General features: G+C 64.0%; 17 protein-coding genes. 9 read left to right on the top strand and 8 right to left on the bottom strand.

What is annotated here, in order from left to right; genetic code table 11:
• Positions 1–3 precede the first annotated feature (3 nt).
• Genes nagA through J2Y48_RS10120 form a run of 4 tightly spaced genes read right to left on the bottom strand, consistent with a single transcriptional unit; the run spans position 4 to position 3,881 of the window.
• Positions 4–1,182 carry an N-acetylglucosamine-6-phosphate deacetylase gene (gene nagA / locus J2Y48_RS10135; RefSeq protein WP_310416619.1) on the bottom strand — a complete coding sequence of 393 codons (1,179 nt, stop codon included), beginning with the start codon at positions 1,180–1,182 and terminating at the stop codon, positions 4–6.
• Positions 1,179–2,207 (bottom strand): SIS domain-containing protein, encoded by a 1,029-nt coding sequence (locus tag J2Y48_RS10130; RefSeq protein WP_310416616.1) that lies wholly within the window; start codon positions 2,205–2,207, stop codon positions 1,179–1,181. Before J2Y48_RS10130 ends, nagA begins: the two co-directional genes overlap by 4 nt.
• Positions 2,208–2,229: 22 nt before the next feature.
• Entirely contained in the window at positions 2,230–2,994 is a 765-nt protein-coding gene (locus tag J2Y48_RS10125; protein ID WP_310416612.1) for a GntR family transcriptional regulator, read from the bottom strand.
• The gene (locus J2Y48_RS10120; protein ID WP_310416608.1) at positions 2,991–3,881 is read right to left on the bottom strand and encodes an N-acetylglucosamine kinase; all 891 of its coding nucleotides are present in this window, start codon (positions 3,879–3,881) and stop codon (positions 2,991–2,993) included. Before J2Y48_RS10120 ends, J2Y48_RS10125 begins: the two co-directional genes overlap by 4 nt.
• A 196-nt stretch (positions 3,882–4,077) precedes the next feature.
• Here J2Y48_RS10120 and J2Y48_RS10115 point away from each other — a divergent pair, with 196 nt between their 5' ends.
• The 9 genes from J2Y48_RS10115 (at position 4,078) to J2Y48_RS10075 (ending at position 15,799) form a co-directional block, all read left to right on the top strand.
• Entirely contained in the window at positions 4,078–4,971 is an 894-nt protein-coding gene (locus tag J2Y48_RS10115) for an N-acetylmuramic acid 6-phosphate etherase (RefSeq protein ID WP_310416605.1), read from the top strand.
• 46 nt (positions 4,972–5,017) lie between these two features.
• Positions 5,018–6,277 (top strand): ABC transporter substrate-binding protein, encoded by a 1,260-nt coding sequence (locus J2Y48_RS10110; RefSeq protein WP_310416603.1) that lies wholly within the window; start codon positions 5,018–5,020, stop codon positions 6,275–6,277.
• A 365-nt stretch (positions 6,278–6,642) separates the two neighbouring features.
• On the top strand, positions 6,643–7,593 hold the full coding sequence (locus tag J2Y48_RS10105) for a sugar ABC transporter permease (protein ID WP_310416600.1): 951 nt from the start codon (positions 6,643–6,645) through the stop codon (positions 7,591–7,593).
• 12 nt (positions 7,594–7,605) lie between these two features.
• Complete coding sequence (locus J2Y48_RS10100) at positions 7,606–8,445, top strand: carbohydrate ABC transporter permease (RefSeq protein WP_310416597.1); 840 nt, start codon at positions 7,606–7,608, stop codon at positions 8,443–8,445.
• Entirely contained in the window at positions 8,442–9,506 is a 1,065-nt protein-coding gene (locus J2Y48_RS10095; RefSeq protein WP_310416595.1) for a Gfo/Idh/MocA family oxidoreductase, read from the top strand. Before J2Y48_RS10100 ends, J2Y48_RS10095 begins: the two co-directional genes overlap by 4 nt.
• A 13-nt stretch (positions 9,507–9,519) precedes the next feature.
• Positions 9,520–10,521 carry an ABC transporter ATP-binding protein gene (locus tag J2Y48_RS10090; RefSeq protein WP_310416592.1) on the top strand — a complete coding sequence of 334 codons (1,002 nt, stop codon included), beginning with the start codon at positions 9,520–9,522 and terminating at the stop codon, positions 10,519–10,521.
• A gap of 188 nt (positions 10,522–10,709) precedes the next feature.
• Positions 10,710–11,945, top strand: a complete 1,236-nt coding sequence (locus J2Y48_RS10085; RefSeq protein WP_310416589.1) for an efflux RND transporter periplasmic adaptor subunit — start codon at positions 10,710–10,712, stop codon at positions 11,943–11,945.
• Between the two features lie 11 nt (positions 11,946–11,956).
• Complete coding sequence (locus tag J2Y48_RS10080; RefSeq protein ID WP_310416585.1) at positions 11,957–15,097, top strand: efflux RND transporter permease subunit; 3,141 nt, start codon at positions 11,957–11,959, stop codon at positions 15,095–15,097.
• Between the two features lie 78 nt (positions 15,098–15,175).
• Complete coding sequence (locus J2Y48_RS10075) at positions 15,176–15,799, top strand: TetR family transcriptional regulator (protein WP_310416583.1); 624 nt, start codon at positions 15,176–15,178, stop codon at positions 15,797–15,799.
• A 51-nt stretch (positions 15,800–15,850) separates the two neighbouring features.
• On the opposite strand, the gene J2Y48_RS10070 is transcribed toward J2Y48_RS10075, so the two are convergent.
• From J2Y48_RS10070 to J2Y48_RS10055, 4 genes are all read right to left on the bottom strand, one after another.
• The gene (locus J2Y48_RS10070; protein WP_310416580.1) at positions 15,851–16,174 is read right to left on the bottom strand and encodes a hypothetical protein; all 324 of its coding nucleotides are present in this window, start codon (positions 16,172–16,174) and stop codon (positions 15,851–15,853) included.
• A gap of 46 nt (positions 16,175–16,220) precedes the next feature.
• Positions 16,221–17,393, bottom strand: a complete 1,173-nt coding sequence (locus tag J2Y48_RS10065) for an aminomethyltransferase family protein (protein WP_405030198.1) — start codon at positions 17,391–17,393, stop codon at positions 16,221–16,223.
• Between the two features lie 62 nt (positions 17,394–17,455).
• Entirely contained in the window at positions 17,456–19,048 is a 1,593-nt protein-coding gene (locus J2Y48_RS10060) for an NAD(P)/FAD-dependent oxidoreductase (RefSeq protein ID WP_310416574.1), read from the bottom strand.
• A complete protein-coding gene (locus J2Y48_RS10055; protein WP_310416572.1) occupies positions 19,035–20,654 on the bottom strand; it encodes an NAD(P)/FAD-dependent oxidoreductase in 1,620 nt (539 codons plus the stop codon). The genes J2Y48_RS10060 and J2Y48_RS10055 overlap by 14 nt, the downstream gene beginning before the upstream one ends.
• Between the last annotated feature and the right edge of the window lie 18 nt (positions 20,655–20,672).

Below are 20,672 nucleotides of genomic sequence, written 5' to 3'. Positions count from 1 at the left end.
TATCTACGAAGTTGATTCCGAACCGGCAACGAATACGGGCTTGCCTCCGATGTAGGTCGCCAGGACGCGGAGACGATCATCAAGTACTGTGAAATCTGCATCATGCCCGTGCGTCAGCCGGCCCTTGCGGCCGGTCATGCCGATCGCTTCGGCCGGATAGAGCGAGGCCATGCGAAGCGCTTCCTCGAGCTCCAGGCCGACACGTTCGTGCATGAAGCGCACACAGGAGACCATGTCGATGTCGGCGCCGGCGAGCGTGCCGTCGGCCAGCCTCAGGCGTCCGTCCTTGCGGAAGATTTCGCGGCCGTTGAGGGTGAAACTCGTCATGTCCGTGCCGATCGGGGACATGGCATCGGTGACGAGGAAGATGCGCCCCGGTCCCTTCTTGGCTCGCAGCGCCACGCCGATCGAGACGGGATCGACATGATAACCGTCGGCGATCAGGCCGGCATTGATATGGCCGAGATCGAGCGCCCCGCCGACCATGCCGGGTTCGCGGTGGCCGAGCGGGCTCATAGCGTTGAAGAGATGCGTCATCATGCGCGCGCCTGCAGACACCGCGGCACTGACGGTGGCGTAGCTGCTGTCGGAGTGGCCGAGGCTAACGGTGACGCCGGCTTCCGCAAGAGTGGCGATCTGGTCGTTCGTCACGCTCTCGGGGGCAACGGTCATCAGAAGTGCTGCGAGCTTGCCGCGCGCCTCGACGGTGCGGGCAAGGTCGTCGGCTTCCATCGGACGAATAAGCTTCGGGTCGTGGGCGCCCTTGCGGGCGATCGACAGGTGTGGCCCTTCGAGATGCAGGCCGAGGAAGCCCGCTACGCCCGCCTGCTGCGCGGCGTTGCCGGCTGCGATCGTCCGGATCGTGATTTCGCGTGTATCGGTGATCAGCGTCGGCAACAGGGCGGTGGTGCCGAAGCGGGCGTGGGCGGAACAGATGGTGCGGATGCCTTCGAGATCCGGCTGTTCGTTCAGGAGGACGCCGCCGCCGCCATTCACCTGCAGATCGACGAAGCCGGGGACGATGCGGGCGCCGTCCATCGGCTTGCGGGCCGTAGTTGGCGGAATTTCGTCGCCGCCGACAATGCCGACCACCTTGCCGCTCTCGATCAGGAGCGCCTTGTTGTAATGCCAGAGGTCACCGTCGAAGATCCGGGCGGCGGTGATAGCGGTTTGCGCGCTCATCTTGTCTCCGTCACTTTCTTGAGGTTGACCGGCTTGTCGGGGTCGAGCCCGCGGGCCCGCGACCAGGCTTCGACGAAGCCGTAGAAGGGGACTATCAGCGTCAGCGCGTCGGTGATCGGGTGACCGGTGGCGATGAAGGGCAGCTTTCTGGCCGACTTCGCGCCAGCCGAGGTGACGCAGGCATAGGCCCCCTTGTCGGCCAGACCGTCGGCCATGCCGGTTACGGATTGTTCGGCGGCATCCCGGGCGGCGAGCGCGATGACGGGGAAGGACTGGCCGACGAGGGCGACGGGACCGTGGAGTACCTCGGCGGACGAGTAGGCTTCCGCGTGGAGCCCCGACGTTTCCTTGAACTTCAGCGCCGCCTCGCTGGCGATCGCAAGGCCCGGTCCGCGGCCGAGGACGTAGAGCGACTGGGTGTCGGCGAGGTCCTCGATCAGACCGCTCCAGTCGAGTGCCACGGCCTTGCCGAACTGCTCGGGGAGGGCTTGGACAGCGTTTCTGAGCAGTGAGTCCCCAGTCCATTCGGCGAGGATCGCAAGGCCGGTGACGATCGAGTTCACGTAGGATTTGGTCGCCGCCACGCTCAATTCCGGTCCGGCACAAATGTCGAGCGCATGGCGGCAGGCTTCGGAGAGGGGGGACGGGATGGTATTTGTCAGCGCCAGCGAGAGCGCGCCGGCATCTGTTGCTGCGCTGGCCATGGCGACGATGTCCGGGCTTTTGCCGGACTGCGATATGGCGATGGCCGCAGCACCATCGAGCTTCAGCTTCGCGCCGTAGATGGAGGCAAGCGAAGGGCCAAGCGAAGCGACGGGGCGACCGGCGGTCAGTTCGATCGCATATTTCAGGAACAGGGCAGCGTGATCGGAGGAGCCGCGCGCGACGGTAACGACGAAGCGCGGATCGGCCGTCTTCAGCGCCTTGCCGGCACTGGCGATTGCGTGCGCCTGCTGCTCCAGCACACGGGCGGCCGCTTCCGGGATTTCGTTGATTTCGCGACGCATATTGGTTTGCATGATCATGCCTTTCTTTGGACCGGCCGGCTCAAGCGTCCGGTAGCGTCAGTTCCGCGACGAAATCATAGGCGTCGCCGCGGTAGAGCGAGCGGGTGAATTCGACGACCTTGCCGGAAGCGAGATAGGAGACGCGCTCGATCGACAGCCCGGCCGCACCAGCGGCAACGCCGAGCAGCGCGGCATCCGGTTCCTTGATATTATAGGCGGAAATGCGCTGAACGGCACGTACCGGGCGGCAACCCTGCTGGTCGAGGGCCGCGTAGAGCGAGCCCGTGACCTGGGCGGGATCGGGAAGAAACTCGGACGAGATGCAGGCCCGTTCGATCGCAAGGGGCATGTCGTCGGCAATCCGCAGGCGCCCGAGCCTTGCCACGAGCGCATCGGCGGGCAGGCCGAGGATCATCATCTCGTCCGGCGATGGATGAAACAGGCCGCGATCGAGCCACTGCGCGCGCGTGGTGAGTCCGCGGCGTGCCATGTCTTCGGTAAAGGAGGTGAGGCGCGACAGCGACTGCTGTACCTTCGAGACCGGCTTGACGACGAAGGTGCCCGACCCGTGACGCCGCACCAGCAGGCCGTCCTTGACGAGGTCGTCAACCGCCTTGCGCACCGTCACGCGGCTTATGTTGGCATACTCGGCGAGATCGCGCTCCGGCGGCAGCGCATCGCCATGATTGAGCCTGCCGGAATTGATCGCCTCTTCCAGCGTCTGGCGCAGCTTCAGGTACAGCGGGCCGGACCCGCCCGCCTGCAGGCGTTCCGGTGACAGGATGGAGGCGAGGAGGTCGGTCATGCGGCCGCTCCCCCGTTTCGGGCGTGGAAGCGGTTGGCGGCAAGTGCCACGGCTCCGGTCAATGCATCGGCCTGCGGCTCCACAAGAATGGCCCTGTGGCGCGGTTCGAGCCAGGCCGGGTAGAGCGGTGCCAGGCCGCCGAGCAGGCAAAGGCGTTCGTTGCCGCCGATTGTCGTGATCGCATCGAGCGCCTCGTTGACGGATCTTGCCGCCGCCTCGACCAATGCCAGCGCGCCCGGGTCCTTCTGTTCCGCATATTGGAAGACGAGTGGCGCATAGCGGCCGAAGTCGCCGGGCTTTGAGAGCCGCGCGAATTCGACCATCGCGGTCGGGTCGTTCTTAAACTCGGTCAGGATCGCTTCGGTGACGGCGGAACGCGGATGAATGCCGTCATGGGCGAGCAGCGCTTCCTGCAGCAGCGCATGGCCAAGGCGGGCGCCGCCCCCGAGGTCGCCGATCATGAAGCCCCATCCGCCGATGTAGTGAACCGTGCCGGCCTTGCGGGCCATGAAGATCGTACCCGTGCCGAGAATTGCGACGGAGCCCTCCGAGTCGCCGATCGCGCCCTGCAGGGCGATCAGGCCATCGGAGTCGATATCCGTGTGGCGGAAGGGCAGCCGCTCGCGCACATACTGGGTGAGGTTGCCGACATTGGTTCCGGCCAGGCCGAGAAAGGCGCAGGCCTTGGCGACGTTCGCGGGCGGAATGCCGGCGTCACGAAAGGCGGCCTCGGCAGCCTCGGTGATGCTGTTTATGGCGTTGTTCGGGTCGGTCAGAATGTTCGCAGCACCACTCTTTCCCCGGCCGAGGATGGCTCCATGCGGATCCGCGACCGCGGCACGGCAACTGGTGCCGCCGCCATCGATGCCGATGATAAAGTCTGCCATGAAACACCTCCGAGAGAGACAATACCAAAAAAATACCATTAACCAAGCGGAAAACCGAGCGTTGTTCCGGCTAATCACTCAATGCATTGAATTGTGACGGTAATTTCCTGGCCATCGATTTTTCTGCCACCAGAAGTTAATTTCCTATAGACAATTGGTATTTTTTTGGCATTAACTTGTCGCGAGGAGAACGACAATGACGGCAGGCAGAACCGAAGCCAGGCATGAGCAGGCCGAAGGGCTGGACGCGCGCAGTCCCATGGAGGTTCTTGCGGTCCTGTCGGCGGCGCAGCAGGCCGCGGCAGCCGTCGTTGATGCGGCGATTGCAGATCTTGCCGAAGCGGCGAAGCTTGCGGCGAATGCCCTGCGATCCGGCGGGCGCCTGGTGTATGTCGGCGCCGGCAGCTCCGGGCTTATGGCCATGGCCGATGCGCTCGAGCTTCCGGGCACCTATGGGATCCCGCGGGATCGCATCGTCATTCTGCTGGCAGGCGGGGCCGCCAGCCTTGAGGATCTTGCCGGCGGATACGAGGACGACGAGGCGCTCGCGATTGCGGACGCCGAAAAAGCCGGTATCGGCAAGGGCGATTGCGTCATCTGCGTCACCGCAAGCGGGTCGACCCCCTATGCCATCGCGATTGCGGACTATGCGCGGGAACGCGAGGCGCAGGTGATCGCGCTTGCCAACAACCCCGGCGCGCCGTTGTTTGCCTATGCCGATATTTCCATTTTGCTGCAGACGCCACCGGAAGTCATTGCCGGCTCCACACGGATGGGGGCGGGCACGGCACAAAAGATTGCTTTCAACATGCTGTCGACGCTTGTCGGAATTCAGCTCGGCCACGTCCACGACGGATACATGGTCAACCTGAAGGCCGACAATATCAAATTGAAGGCGCGCGCCGGCCGCATCGTTGCCGGGATCGCCGGCGTCGGCACCGACGAGGCGCAGAAATTGCTGGAGCAAGCTGAAGGATCGGTCAAAGTTGCGGTCCTGATTGCCGCCGGTGCGCCGGACGTCGCTGCGGCGAAGGCCGCGCTGGACAAATCCGGGCAGAACCTGCGAAGCGCCTTGAAGAGCCTAGAATAACGAAATCAGAACTGCGCCAGCGTGCGCATCAAAAGGGGAGAATGTGATGACTCGTAACGCAATCAAGGGCTTGCTCCTTGCCACGAGCATTCTCGGCACCGCCGGGATCGCGCATGCGCAGGACGTGACGCTGACCATCGAAAGCTGGCGCAACGACGACCTGCCGATCTGGAAGGACAAGATCATCCCGGCCTTCGAGGCAAAGAACCCGGGCATCAAGGTCGTGTTCTCGCCGACGGCGCCGACCGAATACAACGCCGCCCTCAACGCCAAGCTCGATGCCGGCTCCGCGGGTGACCTCATCACCTGCCGCCCGTTCGACGTCTCGCTCGAACTGTTCAACAAGGGGCAGCTTGCCGACCTGACCGGACTCGCCGGCATGGAGAACTTCTCCGACGTCGCCAAGTCCGCCTGGACGACCGACGACGGCAAGGCCACCTTCTGCGTGCCGATGGCCTCGGTCATCCACGGCTTCATCTACAACAAGGACGCCTTCGACCAGCTCGGCATCTCCGTTCCGGCCACCGAGGCTGAATTCTTCGCCGCCCTCGACAAGATCAAGGCCGATGGCAACTACATCCCGATGGCGATGGGCACGAAGGATCTCTGGGAAGCCGCGACGATGGGCTACCAGAACATTGGCCCGAACTACTGGAAGGGCGAGGAAGGCCGCCTGGCGCTGATCAAGGGCGAGCAGAAGCTGACCGATCCGCAGTGGGTCGAGCCCTTCAAGACGCTCGCCAAGTGGAAGGACTATCTCGGCGACGGCTTCGAGGCCCAGACCTATCCGGACAGCCAGAACCTCTTCACGCTCGGCCGCGCCGCCATCTATCCGGCTGGTTCGTGGGAAATCGGCCTGTTCAACACCCAGGCCCAGTTCAAGATGGGCGCATTCCCGCCGCCGGTTCAGAACGCCGGCGACACCTGCTACATCTCCGACCACAACGACATCGGCATCGGCCTGAACGCCAAGAGCGCGAATGCGGACGCGGCGAAGGCCTTCCTGACCTTTGTCGCCTCGCCGGAATTTGCCGACATGTACGCCAACTCGCTGCCGGGCTTCTTCAGCCTGAACTCGACGGCGGTGAAGATGACGGATCCGCTCGCCCAGGAATTCGTCTCCTGGCGCGAGAAGTGCAAGCCGACGATCCGCTCGACCTATCAGATCCTGGCGCGCGGCACGCCGAGCCTCGAAAACGAGACCTGGACGGCGTCCGCCAACGTCATCAACGGCACCCAGACGCCGGAAGATGCCGCCAAGAAGCTGCAGGAAGGCCTCGACAGCTGGTACAAGCCGGCGAAGTAAGCGTCGGGCGGGGCAGACTTGCCCCTCACCCTAGCCCTCTCCCCGCAGGCGGGGAGAGGGGACTGGCGCAGCGCTCCTCGCCCGCGTTTTTGGGCGCTTCTTGCGCTACGAGGGCAGCGGGTGCGCGGTTGCGGCATGGTCCACCTCCCCGCTCGCGTGGGGAAGGTGCCGGCAGGCGGATGAGGGGCAATTGCCTGCCCTGTTGATTGCGGTCCGAGGTCCGCGCCATTCGCTAAAAAACGTGTAAGCTGAATGTCATCTGCCGGGATCTTCCGGCGCGGCATCATGCGGCGGGACCGGCCGTGTGACGCCGATCCGTCACCGGGTAACAGTCGAACCATCGGTCGCAACGAACGGGCAGGGCCATGACGGACGCCACATCATCTCGGGACGAAATGGAAGTCGTACGCCGCCCGCGGCGCTGGCACATCGGCGTGTTCCTGTTGCCGGCACTGGTCGTCTATTCGGCCGTGATGATCCTGCCGCTCCTCGAGACCCTGCGGCTGTCGTTCTACAACACGGTCGACGGGCAATACACCTTCGTGGGGCTCGACAACTTCCGCGTTCTGTTCGGCGATGGACGCTGGGCTTCCGACTTTTGGAATGCGCTGAAGAACAACTTCATCTTCTTCGTCATCCACATGCTGGTGCAGAACCCGATCGGGATCGCGCTGGCTGCCCTGCTGTCGCTGCCGAAGCTGCGCTTCACCGCCTTCTATCGCACCGCGATCTTCCTGCCGACACTACTCTCCTTCGTCATCGTCGGCTTCATCTGGAAGCTGATCCTGTCGCCGATCTGGGGTGTCTCGCCCTACCTCATGGACCTCGTTGGTCTGAAGTGGATGTTCGCGCCCTGGCTCGGCAAGCCCGGGTCGGCGCTGATCGCCGTGTCGCTGATCTCGGTCTGGCAATATGTCGGCATCCCGATGATGCTGATCTATGCTGCTCTCCTGAACATTCCCGAGGAGGTGATCGAGGCGGCCGAATGCGACGGCATCACCGGCTGGGCGCAGTTCTTCAAGATCAAGCTGCCGCTGGTGCTGCCGGCGATCGGCATCATTTCGATCCTGACCTTCGTCGGCAACTTCAACGCCTTCGACCTGGTCTACACCGTGCAAGGGGCGCTCGCCGGGCCGGACGGCTCGACCGACATCCTTGGCACGCTGCTCTACCGCACTTTCTTCGGCTTCCAGTTGCAGCTCGGCGACCGCTCGATGGGGGCGACGATTGCGACGGTGATGTTCCTGATTATCCTCGCCGGCGTCTCGCTCTATCTTTTCGTCATCCAGCGGCGCATCCGCCGCTACCAGTTCTAAGGGGAGGCGGTCATGTCCAAGGCACGCACGTCCTACGGTCGCATGGCGCTGGTCCACCTCGCGCTGATCGCCTACACGCTGGTCGCCGTCTTCCCGGTGTTCCTGACGCTCATCAATTCGTTCAAGAACCGCAACGCGATCTTCCGTAACCCGATGCAACTGCCGACGCCGGAGACGTTCGACCTCGTCGGTTATGCCACGGTGCTCGGGCAGGGGGACTTTGCGACCTATTTCCAGAATAGCTTGATCGTCACCGTCGTCTCGATCGCCCTGGTGCTGCTCTTCGGTGCGATGTCCGCGTTCGCGCTCTCCGAATACCGTTTCCGGGGCAACACGCTGATGGGGCTTTATCTTGCGCTCGGCATCATGATCCCGATCCGTCTCGGCACGGTGGCGATCCTGCAGGGCATGGTGGCGACCGGGCTCGTCAACACGCTGACGGCGCTGATCCTGGTCTATACGGCGCAGGGCCTGCCGCTCGCGGTCTTCATTCTCTCCGAGTTCATGCGCACCGTCTCCGACGACCTGAAGAATGCGGGTCGCATCGATGGGCTTTCTGAATACTCGATCTTCTTCCGTCTTGTTCTGCCGCTGGTGCGACCGGCCATGGCGACGGTCGCCGTCTTCACGATGATCCCAATCTGGAATGACCTGTGGTTCCCGCTGATCCTCGCGCCGAGTGAAGCCACGAAGACCGTCACGCTCGGCTCGCAGATCTTCATCGGCCAGTTCGTCACCAACTGGAACGCGGTACTCGCGGCGCTCTCGCTGGCGATCCTGCCGGTGCTTGTCCTCTATCTCGCCTTCTCGCGGCAGCTCATCCGCGGCATCACCTCAGGAGCAGTGAAATGACCCCTTCGTCCGCCCCGATCCGCGTCCTGTCCGCCGGTCTCGGTAATATGGGCCGCAGCCATGCGCTCGCCTATCACGAAAACCCTGGTTTCGAGATCGTCGGGCTCGTCAATCGGTCGAAGGTTGCGGTTCCGACCGGGCTGGAAGGCTACGAAATCCACCCGTCTTTCCCAGAGGCGCTGCGTGAGCTGAAGCCGGAACTCTGCTCGATCAACACCTATTCGGACAGCCATGCCGACTATGCGATCGCGGCGATGGAGGCGGGTGCGCATGTCTTCGTCGAGAAGCCGCTGGCGACGACCGTTGCCGATGCCGAGCGGGTGGTGGCCTGCGCGAAGGCCAATGGCCGCAAGCTCGTGGTCGGCTATATCCTGCGCCACCATCCTTCGTGGATGCGGCTGATCGCCGCGGCCCGCAAGCTCGGTGGTCCCTACGTGTTCCGCATGAACCTGAACCAGCAGTCGAGCGGGCCGACCTGGGCGACGCACAAGCAACTGATGCAGACGACGCCGCCGATCGTCGATTGCGGCGTGCATTATGTCGATGTCATGTGCCAGATCACCGACGCCAGGCCGGTCGAGGTGCGCGGCATGGGGCTGCGCCTCTCCGACGAGATCGCGGCTGACATGTACAATTACGGCCACCTGCAGGTGCTGTTCGACGACGGTTCGCTCGGCTGGTACGAGGCCGGCTGGGGACCGATGATTTCGGAAACCGCCTTCTTCGTGAAGGACGTGATGTCGCCGAAGGGCTCGGTTTCGATCGTCATGGACCCGAACGCCAAGTCCGACGACATCGACACCCACACGAAGACGGCGGTGATCCGCGTCCACAACGCCGAAACCGGCCCGAATGGCCGGTTCCTCAAGGCCGACGAGGACCTGAAGATGGCCGGCGAGCCGGGGCACCAGGAGCTCTGCGATCGCGAACAGGCCTATGTGCTGAAGGCGATCCGCGAGGACATCGACCTGTCGCGCCACATGGAGGATGCGGTGCAGTCGCTGCGCATCTGCCTTGCCGCCGACGAAAGCGTGCGCACCGGCAAGCCGGTCAAGCTGTAAGAAGGAAGCATCGATGGGCTCTCTGCAACTGAAATCCGTCCGCAAGTCCTTCGGCCCGGTCGACGTGCTCAAGGGCATCGACCTCGAGGTAAAAGACGGCGAGTTCGTCATCTTCGTCGGGCCGTCCGGCTGCGGTAAGTCCACGCTGCTGCGCATCATCGCCGGGCTCGAGGATGCCACTTCCGGCAACATCCTGATCGACGGTGCCGAGGTCAGCGCCGTGCCGCCGGCCAAGCGCGGCATCGCCATGGTGTTTCAGTCCTACGCGCTCTATCCGCACCTGACGGTGAAGGACAACATGGGGCTCGGGCTGAAGCAGGCAGGCGCGCCGAAGGCGCAGGTCGAGGAGCGGACGAAGAAGGCGTCGGCCATGCTGTCGCTCGATAAGCTGCTCGAGCGCCGTCCGGCCGAGCTTTCCGGCGGCCAGCGCCAGCGCGTGGCAATCGGGCGCGCCATCGTGCGCGAGCCGAAACTGTTCCTGTTCGACGAGCCGCTGTCGAATCTCGATGCGGCGCTGCGCGTCAACACCCGCCTGGAGATCGCGCGGCTGCACCGCGAGCTGAAGGCGACGATGATCTACGTCACCCACGACCAGGTCGAGGCGATGACGCTGGCGGACAAGATTGTCGTGCTTGACGCCGGCGTCATCCAGCAGGTCGGTTCGCCGATGGATCTCTACAATCAGCCCGCCAACCTCTTCGTCGCAGGCTTCATCGGTTCGCCGGCGATGAACTTCATCGATGCGGAACGGCTCGGCCAGAATGGTGCCAAAACGCTCGGAATTCGCCCCGAGCACATCACACTTTCGCGAGAGCAAGGTGATTGGATGGGCAGGATCGTTCACGTCGAGCACCTCGGTGCCGACACGATCGTCTATCTGCAGAGCGACCAGGTGGGCCTGCTGACCGCTCGACTTTTCGGCGAACATCACTACGCATCCGACGACATTGTCTATGCAACGCCGAACGCTGGACAACTGCATCGCTTCGATGCGGAAGGCCGGGCGATACGTTGAGGCCCCTCATCACAATTCCGTGATATGGGGTATTGTGCGGCGCAGTAATCCATTGCGCTTCCGCAAGATCCAACATACATGACTGATTGTATATCTGCGATGCGGGGAGCGACCGGCTTTCCGCATCGAGTCTTTTCAAGGCCTTCCGACCGTATGCTCAACGGTTCTGGACGCTGCCAACCCTCTTGATGGAAGAACCCATGCGTTTGACGAGACCTTTCGTGATTGCGACTATGAGCAGCCTTCTTGTGCTGGCGGGATGCCAGAAGGAAGAAGGCCAGCAAGGCGCTGGCGGCTTTCCGCCGGCCCAGGTGGCGGTCATCACCACAAAAACCGAGGAAGCGCCCATCACCAACGAACTGCCCGGCCGCATCGCCGCGACGCGGACGGCCGAGGTGCGGCCGCGCGTCTCCGGCATCGTGGTCGAGCGCGTATTCCAGCAGGGCTCGATCGTGAAGGAAGGCGATGTGCTCTATCGGATCGATCCGAAGCCCTTCCAGGTGCTGGTCGACAGTGCCGAGGGCACGCTGCGCCGTGCCAAGGCCGTACAGTTGCAGGCCAGGCAGGCGGCAAGCCGCCAGGAGCAGTTGAAGAAGTCGAACGTCGCTTCCGCCCAGCAGTTCGACGACGCGGTTGCGCAGCTTGCCGCCGCCGATGCGGATGTCGCGATCGCGGAAGCGGGTCTGGCGACCGCAAAGCTCAATCTGCAGTATTCCGAAGTGACCGCGCCGATCGGCGGCCGCATCGGCCGTGCCGTGATCACCGAGGGCGCCCTGGTCAGCGCCAACGGCGCCGAGGCGCTAGCCACCATCCAGCAGCTCGATCCGGTCTATGCGGACTTCACCCAGTCGGCGACCGACCTGATCCGTCTGCGCAAGGCGCTGGAGGAAGGCGATCTGATGAGCGATGAGAACTCGGCTGACGTCAAGCTGCTGTTCGACGACGGCACAGCCTATGAGCATCAGGGCAAGCTGCTGTTCTCGGAGGCGGCGGTGGATACGACCACCGGTCAAGTGACGCTGCGCGGCGAATTCCCGAACCCGACGGACGACCTGCTGCCCGGAATGTACGTTCGCGTGCAGATCCAGCAGGGCATCGAGAAAAACGCCATCCTCGTTCCGCAACAGGCGGTGCTGCGCGACGGCGCCGGCTTGGCACAGGTCTATGTCGTCACCGCCGAGAACACGATCGAACTTCGTCGCATCACCGTCGGCCGCGTCGTCGGCCAGCGCTGGGTTGTGACCAGCGGCCTGCAGTCCGGCGAGAAGGTTGTCGTCGAGGGCTTCCAGAAGGCACGTCCCGGCGGCGCGGCCGCTCCGTCGGATTGGAAACCGGCGGCAACTGCGCCGGCTTCGGCCGAGGAGACCGCAGACGCCAAGCCCGAGGGCGATGCGAAGGCCGAGCCGGCCGCCGCAGCGAATTGAGGTCCTGAACAATGCCACGTTTCTTTATCGACAGGCCGATCTTCGCCTGGGTCGTCGCCATATTCATCATGATTGCGGGCTTGATCACGATTCCGATGCTGCCGGTCGCGCAGTATCCGAACGTCGCTCCGCCGCAGATTTCGATCGGAACGAGCTATCCCGGCGCCTCGCCGGAAGATATGTACCAGAGCGTGACCCGCCCGATCGAGGAAGAGCTGAACGGTGTTCCCGGGCTGCTCTACTTTGAATCCACTTCCGAGTCCTCGGGCCGCATCTCCATCAACGTGACGTTTGCCCCCGGTACCGACATCGGCGAGGCTCAGGTCGAGGTGCAGAACCGCATCGCTCGCGTCGAACCTCGCCTTCCGCGATCGGTGACCCAGCAGGGCATGCGTGTCGAGCAGGCCGGCACCGGCTTCCTCATGGTGGTCGCGCTCAGTTCCGACGACGGCAACACGGATGCCGTCGGTCTTGGCGATTACCTGAGCCGCAACGTTCTCGGCGAAATCCGGCGCGTGCCGGGCGTGGGTAGCGCGCAGCTCTTCGCCACCCAGCGCTCCATGCGCATCTGGGTCGATCCCGACAAGATGGTCGGCCTGAATCTGACCGTCGATGACATCACCAAAGCCATTTCCGCGCAGAACGCCCAGGTCTCCGCCGGTAGCATTGGTGCGCAGCCGAACCCGATCAACCAGCAGATCGCGGCGACCGTGCTCGTGCGCGGACAGCTTGCGTCGACCGAACAGTTCGGCTCGATTGTGCTGCGCGCCAATCCCGACGGTTCGTCGGTGCGCCTGCGCGACGTCGCGCGTATCGAGGTCGGTGGCGAAAGCTACAACTTCTCGACACGTCTGAACGGCAAGCCGACTGCCGCGGTCGGCGTCCAGCTGTCGCCGACCGGTAATGCCATGTCGACCTCGGAAGGCATCCGGGCGAAAATGGATGAATTGTCGAAGTTCTTCCCGGCGGGCATCAGCTACGAGATCCCGTATGACACGACGCCCTTCGTCGAAGTGTCGATCGAGAAGGTCATCCATACCCTGATCGAAGCCATCGGCCTCGTGTTCCTGGTGATGTTCCTGTTCCTGCAGAACATCCGCTACACGATCATCCCGACACTGGTCGTTCCGGTGGCGCTGCTCGGCACCTGTGCGGTCATGTTTGCGGCTGGCTTCTCGATCAACGTCTTGACCATGTTTGCGATGGTGCTGGCAATCGGCATCCTCGTGGACGATGCGATCGTCGTCGTCGAGAACGTCGAACGCATCATGGCGGAGGAGGGGCTTTCGCCGAGGGAGGCGACCCGCAAGGCGATGGGCCAGATCTCCGGCGCCATCATCGGCATCACGCTGGTGCTGACGGCGGTGTTCGTGCCGATGGCCTTCTTCCCGGGCGCGGTTGGCATCATCTATCAGCAGTTCAGTCTGACGATGGTAGTCTCGATCCTGTTCTCGGGCTTCCTCGCGCTTTCGCTGACGCCGGCGCTCTGCGCCACGTTCCTGAAGCCGATCGGGCATGGACACCACCAGAAGCGGGGCTTCTTCGGCTGGTTCAATCGCACGTTCGACCGCACGGCGAACGGCTACTCGAAGATGGTCGGCGGCGTCGTCAAGCGCTCCGGCCGGATGATGGTCGTCTACCTGGCGCTGCTGGTCGGCCTCGGCTATGCCTACGTCCAGCTGCCGACTTCGTTCCTGCCGAACGAGGACCAGGGCTTCCTGATCGTCGACATGCAGGCGCCGGCCGAGGCGAGCGCCAGCCGCACGGCAGACGTCATCGAACAGGTCGAGCAGATCTTCATGAAGGAGAAGGCGGTGGACCGCGTGGTGGCCATTTCCGGCTTCAGCTTCTCCGGTTCCGGACAGAACGCGGGCCTTGCCTTCGTGACCTTGAAGGACTGGTCGGAACGCGGACCGGAAGATTCGGCGACAGCGATCGCGCAGCGCGCCAACGGCCAGATCTTCGGTGGTATCAAGGACGCGATGGCGTTCTCGCTCTCGCCGCCGCCCATCCAGGGCCTCGGCAATTCGAGCGGCTTCACCTTCCGTCTGCAGGACCGAGGTGGCATGGGCCAGGCGGCCCTGTCTGCTGCCCGCGACCAACTGATGGCCGCCGCCCAGCAGAGCACGGTGGTAGCGGGCCTGCGCGTCGAAGGCATGCCCGACGCTGCGCAGGTCAACCTGATCATCGACCGCGAGAAGGCCAACACCTTCGGCGTCACCTTTGCCGACATCAACTCGACGATCTCGGCGAACCTTGGCTCGGCATACGTCAACGACTTCCCGAACGCCGGCCGCATGCAGCGCGTGACGGTGCAGGCGGATGCGGAAAAGCGCATGCAGACGGCCGATTTGCTGAACCTCAACGTTCGCAATGCGAGCGGTGGCATGGTGCCGCTGTCCTCCTTCGCCACGGTGGAGTGGATTCGTGGTCCGCAGCAGATCGTCGGCTACAATGGCTATCCGTCCGTCCGTATCTCGGGGCAGGCTGCGCCCGGACACTCGTCCGGTGAGGCGATTGCAGAGATGGAACGACTGGCGAAGGAACTGCCGAACGGCTTCGGTTACGAATGGACCGGCCAGTCGTTGCAGGAGATCCAGTCGGGCTCGCAGGCGCCGGCGCTGATCGCGCTGTCGATCCTGTTCGTCTTCCTGCTGCTGGCAGCACTCTATGAAAGCTGGTCGATCCCGCTGTCGGTGATGCTGGTCGTGCCGCTCGGCGTGATTGGCTCGGTGCTGGCGGTGATGCTTCGCAGCATGTCCAATGACGTGTACTTCATGGTCGGTCTCATCGCCATTATCGGCCTGTCGGCGAAGAACGCGATCCTGATCATCGAGTTCGCCAAGGACCTGCGGGCCGAGGGCAAGTCGCTGAAGGAGGCGACGGTTGAGGCCGCGCGCCTGCGCTTCCGCCCGATCCTGATGACTTCGCTGGCCTTCACGCTGGGCGTTCTGCCGATGGCGATCGCGTCGGGCGCGAGCGCGGCGAGCCAGAACGCCATCGGAACCGGAGTCATGGGCGGGATGATCTCGGCCACTGTGCTCGCGATCGTCTTCGTACCCGCCTTCTTCGTGTTCATCATGAAGCTGTTCGGCCGCAAGACGAAGCCGACGGAACCGGCGGTGGAAGCCGCACCGGTCGCTGGCGAGTAAGACACGAATGCCCGCCGCAAGGCGGGCATTCCCTTGGGCACGCATCTTCGGCTGCGTGCCGCAGTGATGGAGGAATAATTGCGACGGACCAAAGCCGAAGCGGAAGCGACGCGCCAGCAGATCCTATGCGCGGCCGAGCGGGTCTTCTTCAGGAAGGGTGTGTCCACCGCGACGATGGAAGACGTGGCGAAGGCTGCCGGCGTCACCCGCGGTGCCATCTACTGGCACTTTGCCAACAAGACCGCTCTCTTCATGGAACTCTACAAGTCCGTGCCGCTGCCGCAGGAAGACATGGTCGCGCGCGAGCTCGAATCCGAGGATGCGGATGTGCTCGCCGTCGTGGAGCGGGCGGCAGCTGGCTGGCTCGACGCGCTCTCCACCGACGAGCAGCGCCAGCGCATCCTGACCATCCTGTTGCGCTGCGACTATTCCGGCGAGTTCGCGCCGGTCCTGGAAAAACAGCAGCATGTCGACGACGACCATATGTGCAAGCTCGAAAGCGCGCTGACGCGCGCGGCCGCGAAAGGGCAGCTCGGTGCCTGCTGGACGCCGAAGTCTGCCTCGTCGGCGCTCCGGTGGATGATGAAGGGGCTCTGCAGCGAATGGCTGCTTTATGGTCGCCGGTTCGATCTCGCCAGGGAAGGGCGAGAGGGAGTGCGGCGCATGATCGCGAGCCTCAGGCCGGAAAAGAACATCTCCTGAGGTACGGCGACAGGAACGGCCGTTGCTGCCGCTAAAGCGCGTCGCGATCTTTCAGATTCGCTTATCACGCTTTAGCTCCTTGTTCTTTCGCATGTCTTTGTCCCGAAACCGGTTCCCACTTTCGCGAGACATGCTGTAGTCCGGTCCAGCCTCCAGCCGGCCGATCCAATCTTCACCTATTTTCCAACGCTTTAGCACCGAAATCGGATCCTCTGAATCAAGCCGGGAGCAGATGCGGTAGACCTCCAGCACCTCCGCACTCATCTCGCCCTTCTGGAAAAAGTACATGGCTGCCGCATAGCGGGTACGGCCCGACCAATCGATGCCGGTCGGGGTGCGGAGCAGGGTCCAGTTGTGGCGGCTGTCTTTGTCCATGAGGCTTCACCCAGGCATTCTCAGGCGACGCGCAGCCATTCCCGGATCACCGCAATCCTGGCGGCGTGGCGGTGCGGCGCGCCAGCTTCACGAATGGGCGCGGGACGATTGTCGCGCGTTTCATCATCTTCTGGTAGCGCAGCTCCCGCATGGCATAGATTTCCACCCAAAGATCGCTGACGAACTTCGTGCCGTAGGGACGGTCCAGGCTGGCTATGGCGATGTTGCGTTTCGCCGTCGGCGACCAGATCGCGGCGGTGATAAGGCCGGCCTCGTGCTTGCGGCGATGGTAGACGATCGCGTGCTCGGCAGGGATATTCCCTTCGATTTCAAGGCCTACCAGGATGTGCTTGAGAGTTTGGTTCTGCCGCGCCTCGAGGATGGCCTTTCTGCCGTTGAAATGCGGCTTGTCCGGATCGACCAGCCAGTCGAGACCGATCTCGTCGGGCAGACGGACGCGGTCTGAGCGAAGGGCGCCCTCGGCGGTGACGAAATCGGCATTGGCGACGATGAAGCCGGCCTCGATGCGGGTGCGATTCAGCGCAGAGTAGCCGATTGCGCGGATGCCGTGCTCGGCGCCGGCCCTCCAGAGCCGATCCCAAAGCGAGAGCGCCGCCGCGCGCGGCACGAACAATTCATAGCCGAGATCGCCGCTGAAGCCGGTCCGCGAGATGGTGACCGTCCCGCCGTCATGCGCGAAGGTGCCGATCTCAAACGGCCTGAGGAGCTCCGCGCCGGCAAAGCCGGCCTCCTTCAGCACGGCATGGCTCGTCGGTCCCTGCAACGCTACGCCGGCGATCTCTTCGGTCTCCTCTCGAATCTCGACGGAAAAGCCGATGGCGCTGTCGAGCAGCCAGGGCAGGTGGCGCTCCTGGCAACAGAGGCGGAAATCCTGCTCGCCGAGCCGAAACAGCGTGCCGTCGTCGAGCACGTGGCCGTGATCGTCGCACCAGGCGGTGTAGTGGACGCGGTTGATGCCGAGCTTTCGCACGTCACGCAGAGTCAGGCGGTTGACGTAGCGTTCGGCGTCCGGGCCGGCGATGCGATATTTCACCATCGGCGAGATGTCGAAGAGCGCCGCCGTCGAGCGGATGGCGAAATACTCCAGTTCCTCGTCAAAGAGCGAATGCGGCGCCTTGTAGCCGGCCCAGTTGTACCAGTCGTTCACTTCGTCGAGGGCTGTGAGGCGGGGATGGAACGGTGTTTCCAGGCGCGGCATCAGGATGTGGTTGCGTGCGGCACGGCGGGATTCGGTAGTGTTCTGGGGCTGGGTCAGCGCGTTCATCGTTTGGCTCCCGACAGAATGTGCCGTGCGGCGTTCCAGCCGGCGAGCCCGGAGATGCCACCGCCGGGGTGCGCTCCGGCACTGGCAAGATACAGGCCGTCGATCGGCGTCGCATAACCGGAAGCCGCACGGGTCGGCCGGTTGATCAGCAGTTGGTCGGCCTGAAGCTCCCCATGGTGCCAATGCCCGCCGGGCAGGTCGTATTCCGTTTCGATATCGGTGGGTGCGCTCAGATCCGCCGCAATGATCGTCTTGCCGATGCCGGGTGCATGGCGTTCCAGGATGTCGAGAACGATTCGGAGGAAAGCGGGCTTGCCTGCTGCCCAGCCCATCTTCAGCTTGTACGGAGCATACTGGATCAACGCTGAAAGCGTGCAGGCGCCGTCTGGCGCGAGCGTTCGGTCGGCCAGGCTCGGCAGCACGATCTCCATGACCGGGTCGGGGGAGAACTCGCCGTATTTTGCCGGATTGAAGGCCGTCTCCACGTGCTCCATCGAGCGGGCGATGACGATCCGGCCGTTGTGGTCGCGACCCGTGAGGCCGGAAATGTTCGGCATGCGCTCAAGCGCGAGGTCGAGTTTGGCAACGTTGCCGGCCGTGCGGATATGGCTGATGGAGCGGAGGAAGCCGGTATCGCTCTCGGCCGGATCGAGCAGATGCAGGAAGGTCGTTCGCGGATGTACGGCGGACACGATCACTGGCGCGGCGAACTCCGCGCCGTCCGCCAGCACGACGCCGCTTGCCCTGCCGCGATCGGCGAGGATGCGGCCGACGCGGGCGCCGCAGCGGATGGTGACGCCGGTCTTTTCAGCGGCTTTCAGGAAGGCAGGCGCCACCGCCGCCATGCCGCCTTCGGGAATGAACTGGCCGCCCGCTTTCCCGTACACTTCGCCCGTCAGGCGATAGTAGAGCCCGAGCAGCGACGTCGGTGAACGCGGTCCGAGATGGATGCCAAGCGTGGCGTCAAAGGCGAGTAGCCCTTTCAGGCGGTCGTCCTCCAGGTACTCGTCGGCGACGTCGGCGACGTTCATCAGCAGCATGCGCAGGAAGTCACGACCCTCGGCACGGCCCTTGCGGATCAGACCGAAGCCGGCCGCGGCGAGCGTCGAGATGTCGCCGATGCCGATTGCGCCGAGCTGAGGCGGCGGGCGGCGCAGGAAGCGTTTCAGGATGCCGGCTTGATAGACGAGTTTTTCCCGCAGCTTCCCGAAGGCTTCGGCCTCGGAGACGGAAACGCCGTCGATCGTCTCGCCATAGGCGCCGCGCAGCACCGCGGGCTCATTCGCTCCATCGAGCACGACGGTCGGCATGGCCGCGCCGGATTTCGGCGCAAGCGTCAGCCCGAGGTCGCGGGCGACCTCCGGGTCGAGCCGGTTGACGAGGTGGGCGAGGCCGGCGGAGCGGAAGCCGGGGGCGAATTCGCGGCCGCGGGCGGCGCCACCCGGAGCACTCGCGGCCTCGAGGACAAGGATCTTCCGGCCGCTCTTGCCGAGCTTGGCGGCGGCGGCGAGGCCGTTGTGGCCGGCGCCGATGACAATGGCGTCGTAGGCGTTCGTAGTGACCCTGGCGGGCACATCAAATGACGTCATGGGCCTTGCTCATCTGCTCGGGGCTGCGCTTGAGATCGCGAAGGATTTCCATCGCGGCATTGCGTCCGGGTGCCCCCATCACACCGCCGCCCGGATGGGTGGAGGAGCCGCACATGTAGAGGCCGGCGATCGGGCTGCGGTACTGGGCGTAGCCCGGGACCGGTCGGTTGAAGAGCAACTGGTCGAATGTCAGTTCGCCCTGGAAGATGTTGCCTTCGGTCAGGCCGACCTCGTTTTCGAGTTCGCGTGGCGTCCGCACCTCCATGTGGACGATCCGGTCGCGGAAGCCGGGCGAGTAGTCGGCGATCTGGCTGACGACGGTTTCGGCGAAAGCGTCCCGGTCGGCATCCGTCCAGTCGCGGCCTTCGACCTTGGGCGGGCAGTACTGCACGAAGCAACTCATGAAGTGCTTGCCCGGCGATGTCATGGTCGGATCGAGTGTTGTCGGGATCATCGTGTCGAGCATCGGATCGGCCGACCAGCGGCCGGCCTTCCAGTCGTCATAGGCGCGCTCCATCCGTTCGATCGTATCGGTGAAGTGCAGGTCGCCGCGAATGCAGGAGGATTCGTGCGGCAGTGCCGGGAACTCCGGCAGGCTGTCGAGCGCGATGTTCACCTTGCCGGAGGAGCCACGCATCTTGAAGTGCTTGACGCGGTGGACGAAGTCCTGCGGAAGGGTTGCTTCGTCAACAAGCGTGAGGAAGGTGCGCTTCACGTCGGCATTCGACACCACGAGCTTGGCGCGCACCTCTTCACCGCTGGCGAGCACCACGCCGCTGGTGCGCCCGCCGCGCGTGAAAATCTTGTCCACCTCGGCATCGGTGCGGATCGTGCCGCCGGCTGCCTCAAAGGAGCGCGACAGGGCCTGTGTCACGGCCCCCATGCCGCCGCGCGCATAGCCCCAGGCACCGACGGAGCCGTCGACCTCCCCCATGTAGTGATGCAGAAGGACATAGGCCGTGCCTGGCGACATCGGCCCCAGCGCCGTGCCGATGATGCCGGAGATCGCCAGATAGGCCTTGATCACGTCGGTCTCAAAATATTCATCGAGAAAGTCGGAGATCGACATGGTCCAGAAGCGCAGCGTCTCGGCCATCTCGCTCGGGCTGAACTCGCCGAACTTCTTCGCCAGATAGAGCAGTTCCGACAGGTCGCGCGGCCGGAACCCGAACGGATCGGGCGCGGTGCGCATCAGGAGCGGCTGGATGAAGCGGCATTGCCGGGTGACGTCGCGGGCATAGCGGTCATAGGCTTCGGCGTCGCGTTTCGAATAGCGGGCGAATTCACGGCGATGGCTGTCGTGGTCGCGATAGGAAGCCAGATAATCACCGTCGCGGGTGAAGACCGCGCCGCCCTCATAGGCGACGACCTGCAGGCCGTGCTTCGGCAGTTCGAGATCGCGCATGATCTCCGGACGAAACAGCGAGCAGACATAGGAGCAGTTGGAGTAGACGAAGCCGGGCGCGAGCTCGCGGCTGGTCGCAGCACCCCCGACCCAGCCGTTCTTTTCCAGCACTGCGACGTTCAGTCCGGCCCGCTGCAGGTAGCATGCCGTCACCAGCCCGTTGTGGCCGCCGCCAACGATCAGGGCGTCGTATGTTTGCATTCTACGTTCTCCCTCGCT

The sequence above is a fragment of the Mycoplana sp. BE70 genome (assembly GCF_031455855.1).
In the GTDB taxonomy this organism is placed as follows: domain Bacteria; phylum Pseudomonadota; class Alphaproteobacteria; order Rhizobiales; family Rhizobiaceae; genus Mycoplana.
This window is presented reverse-complemented; position numbering and strand designations above follow the sequence as displayed.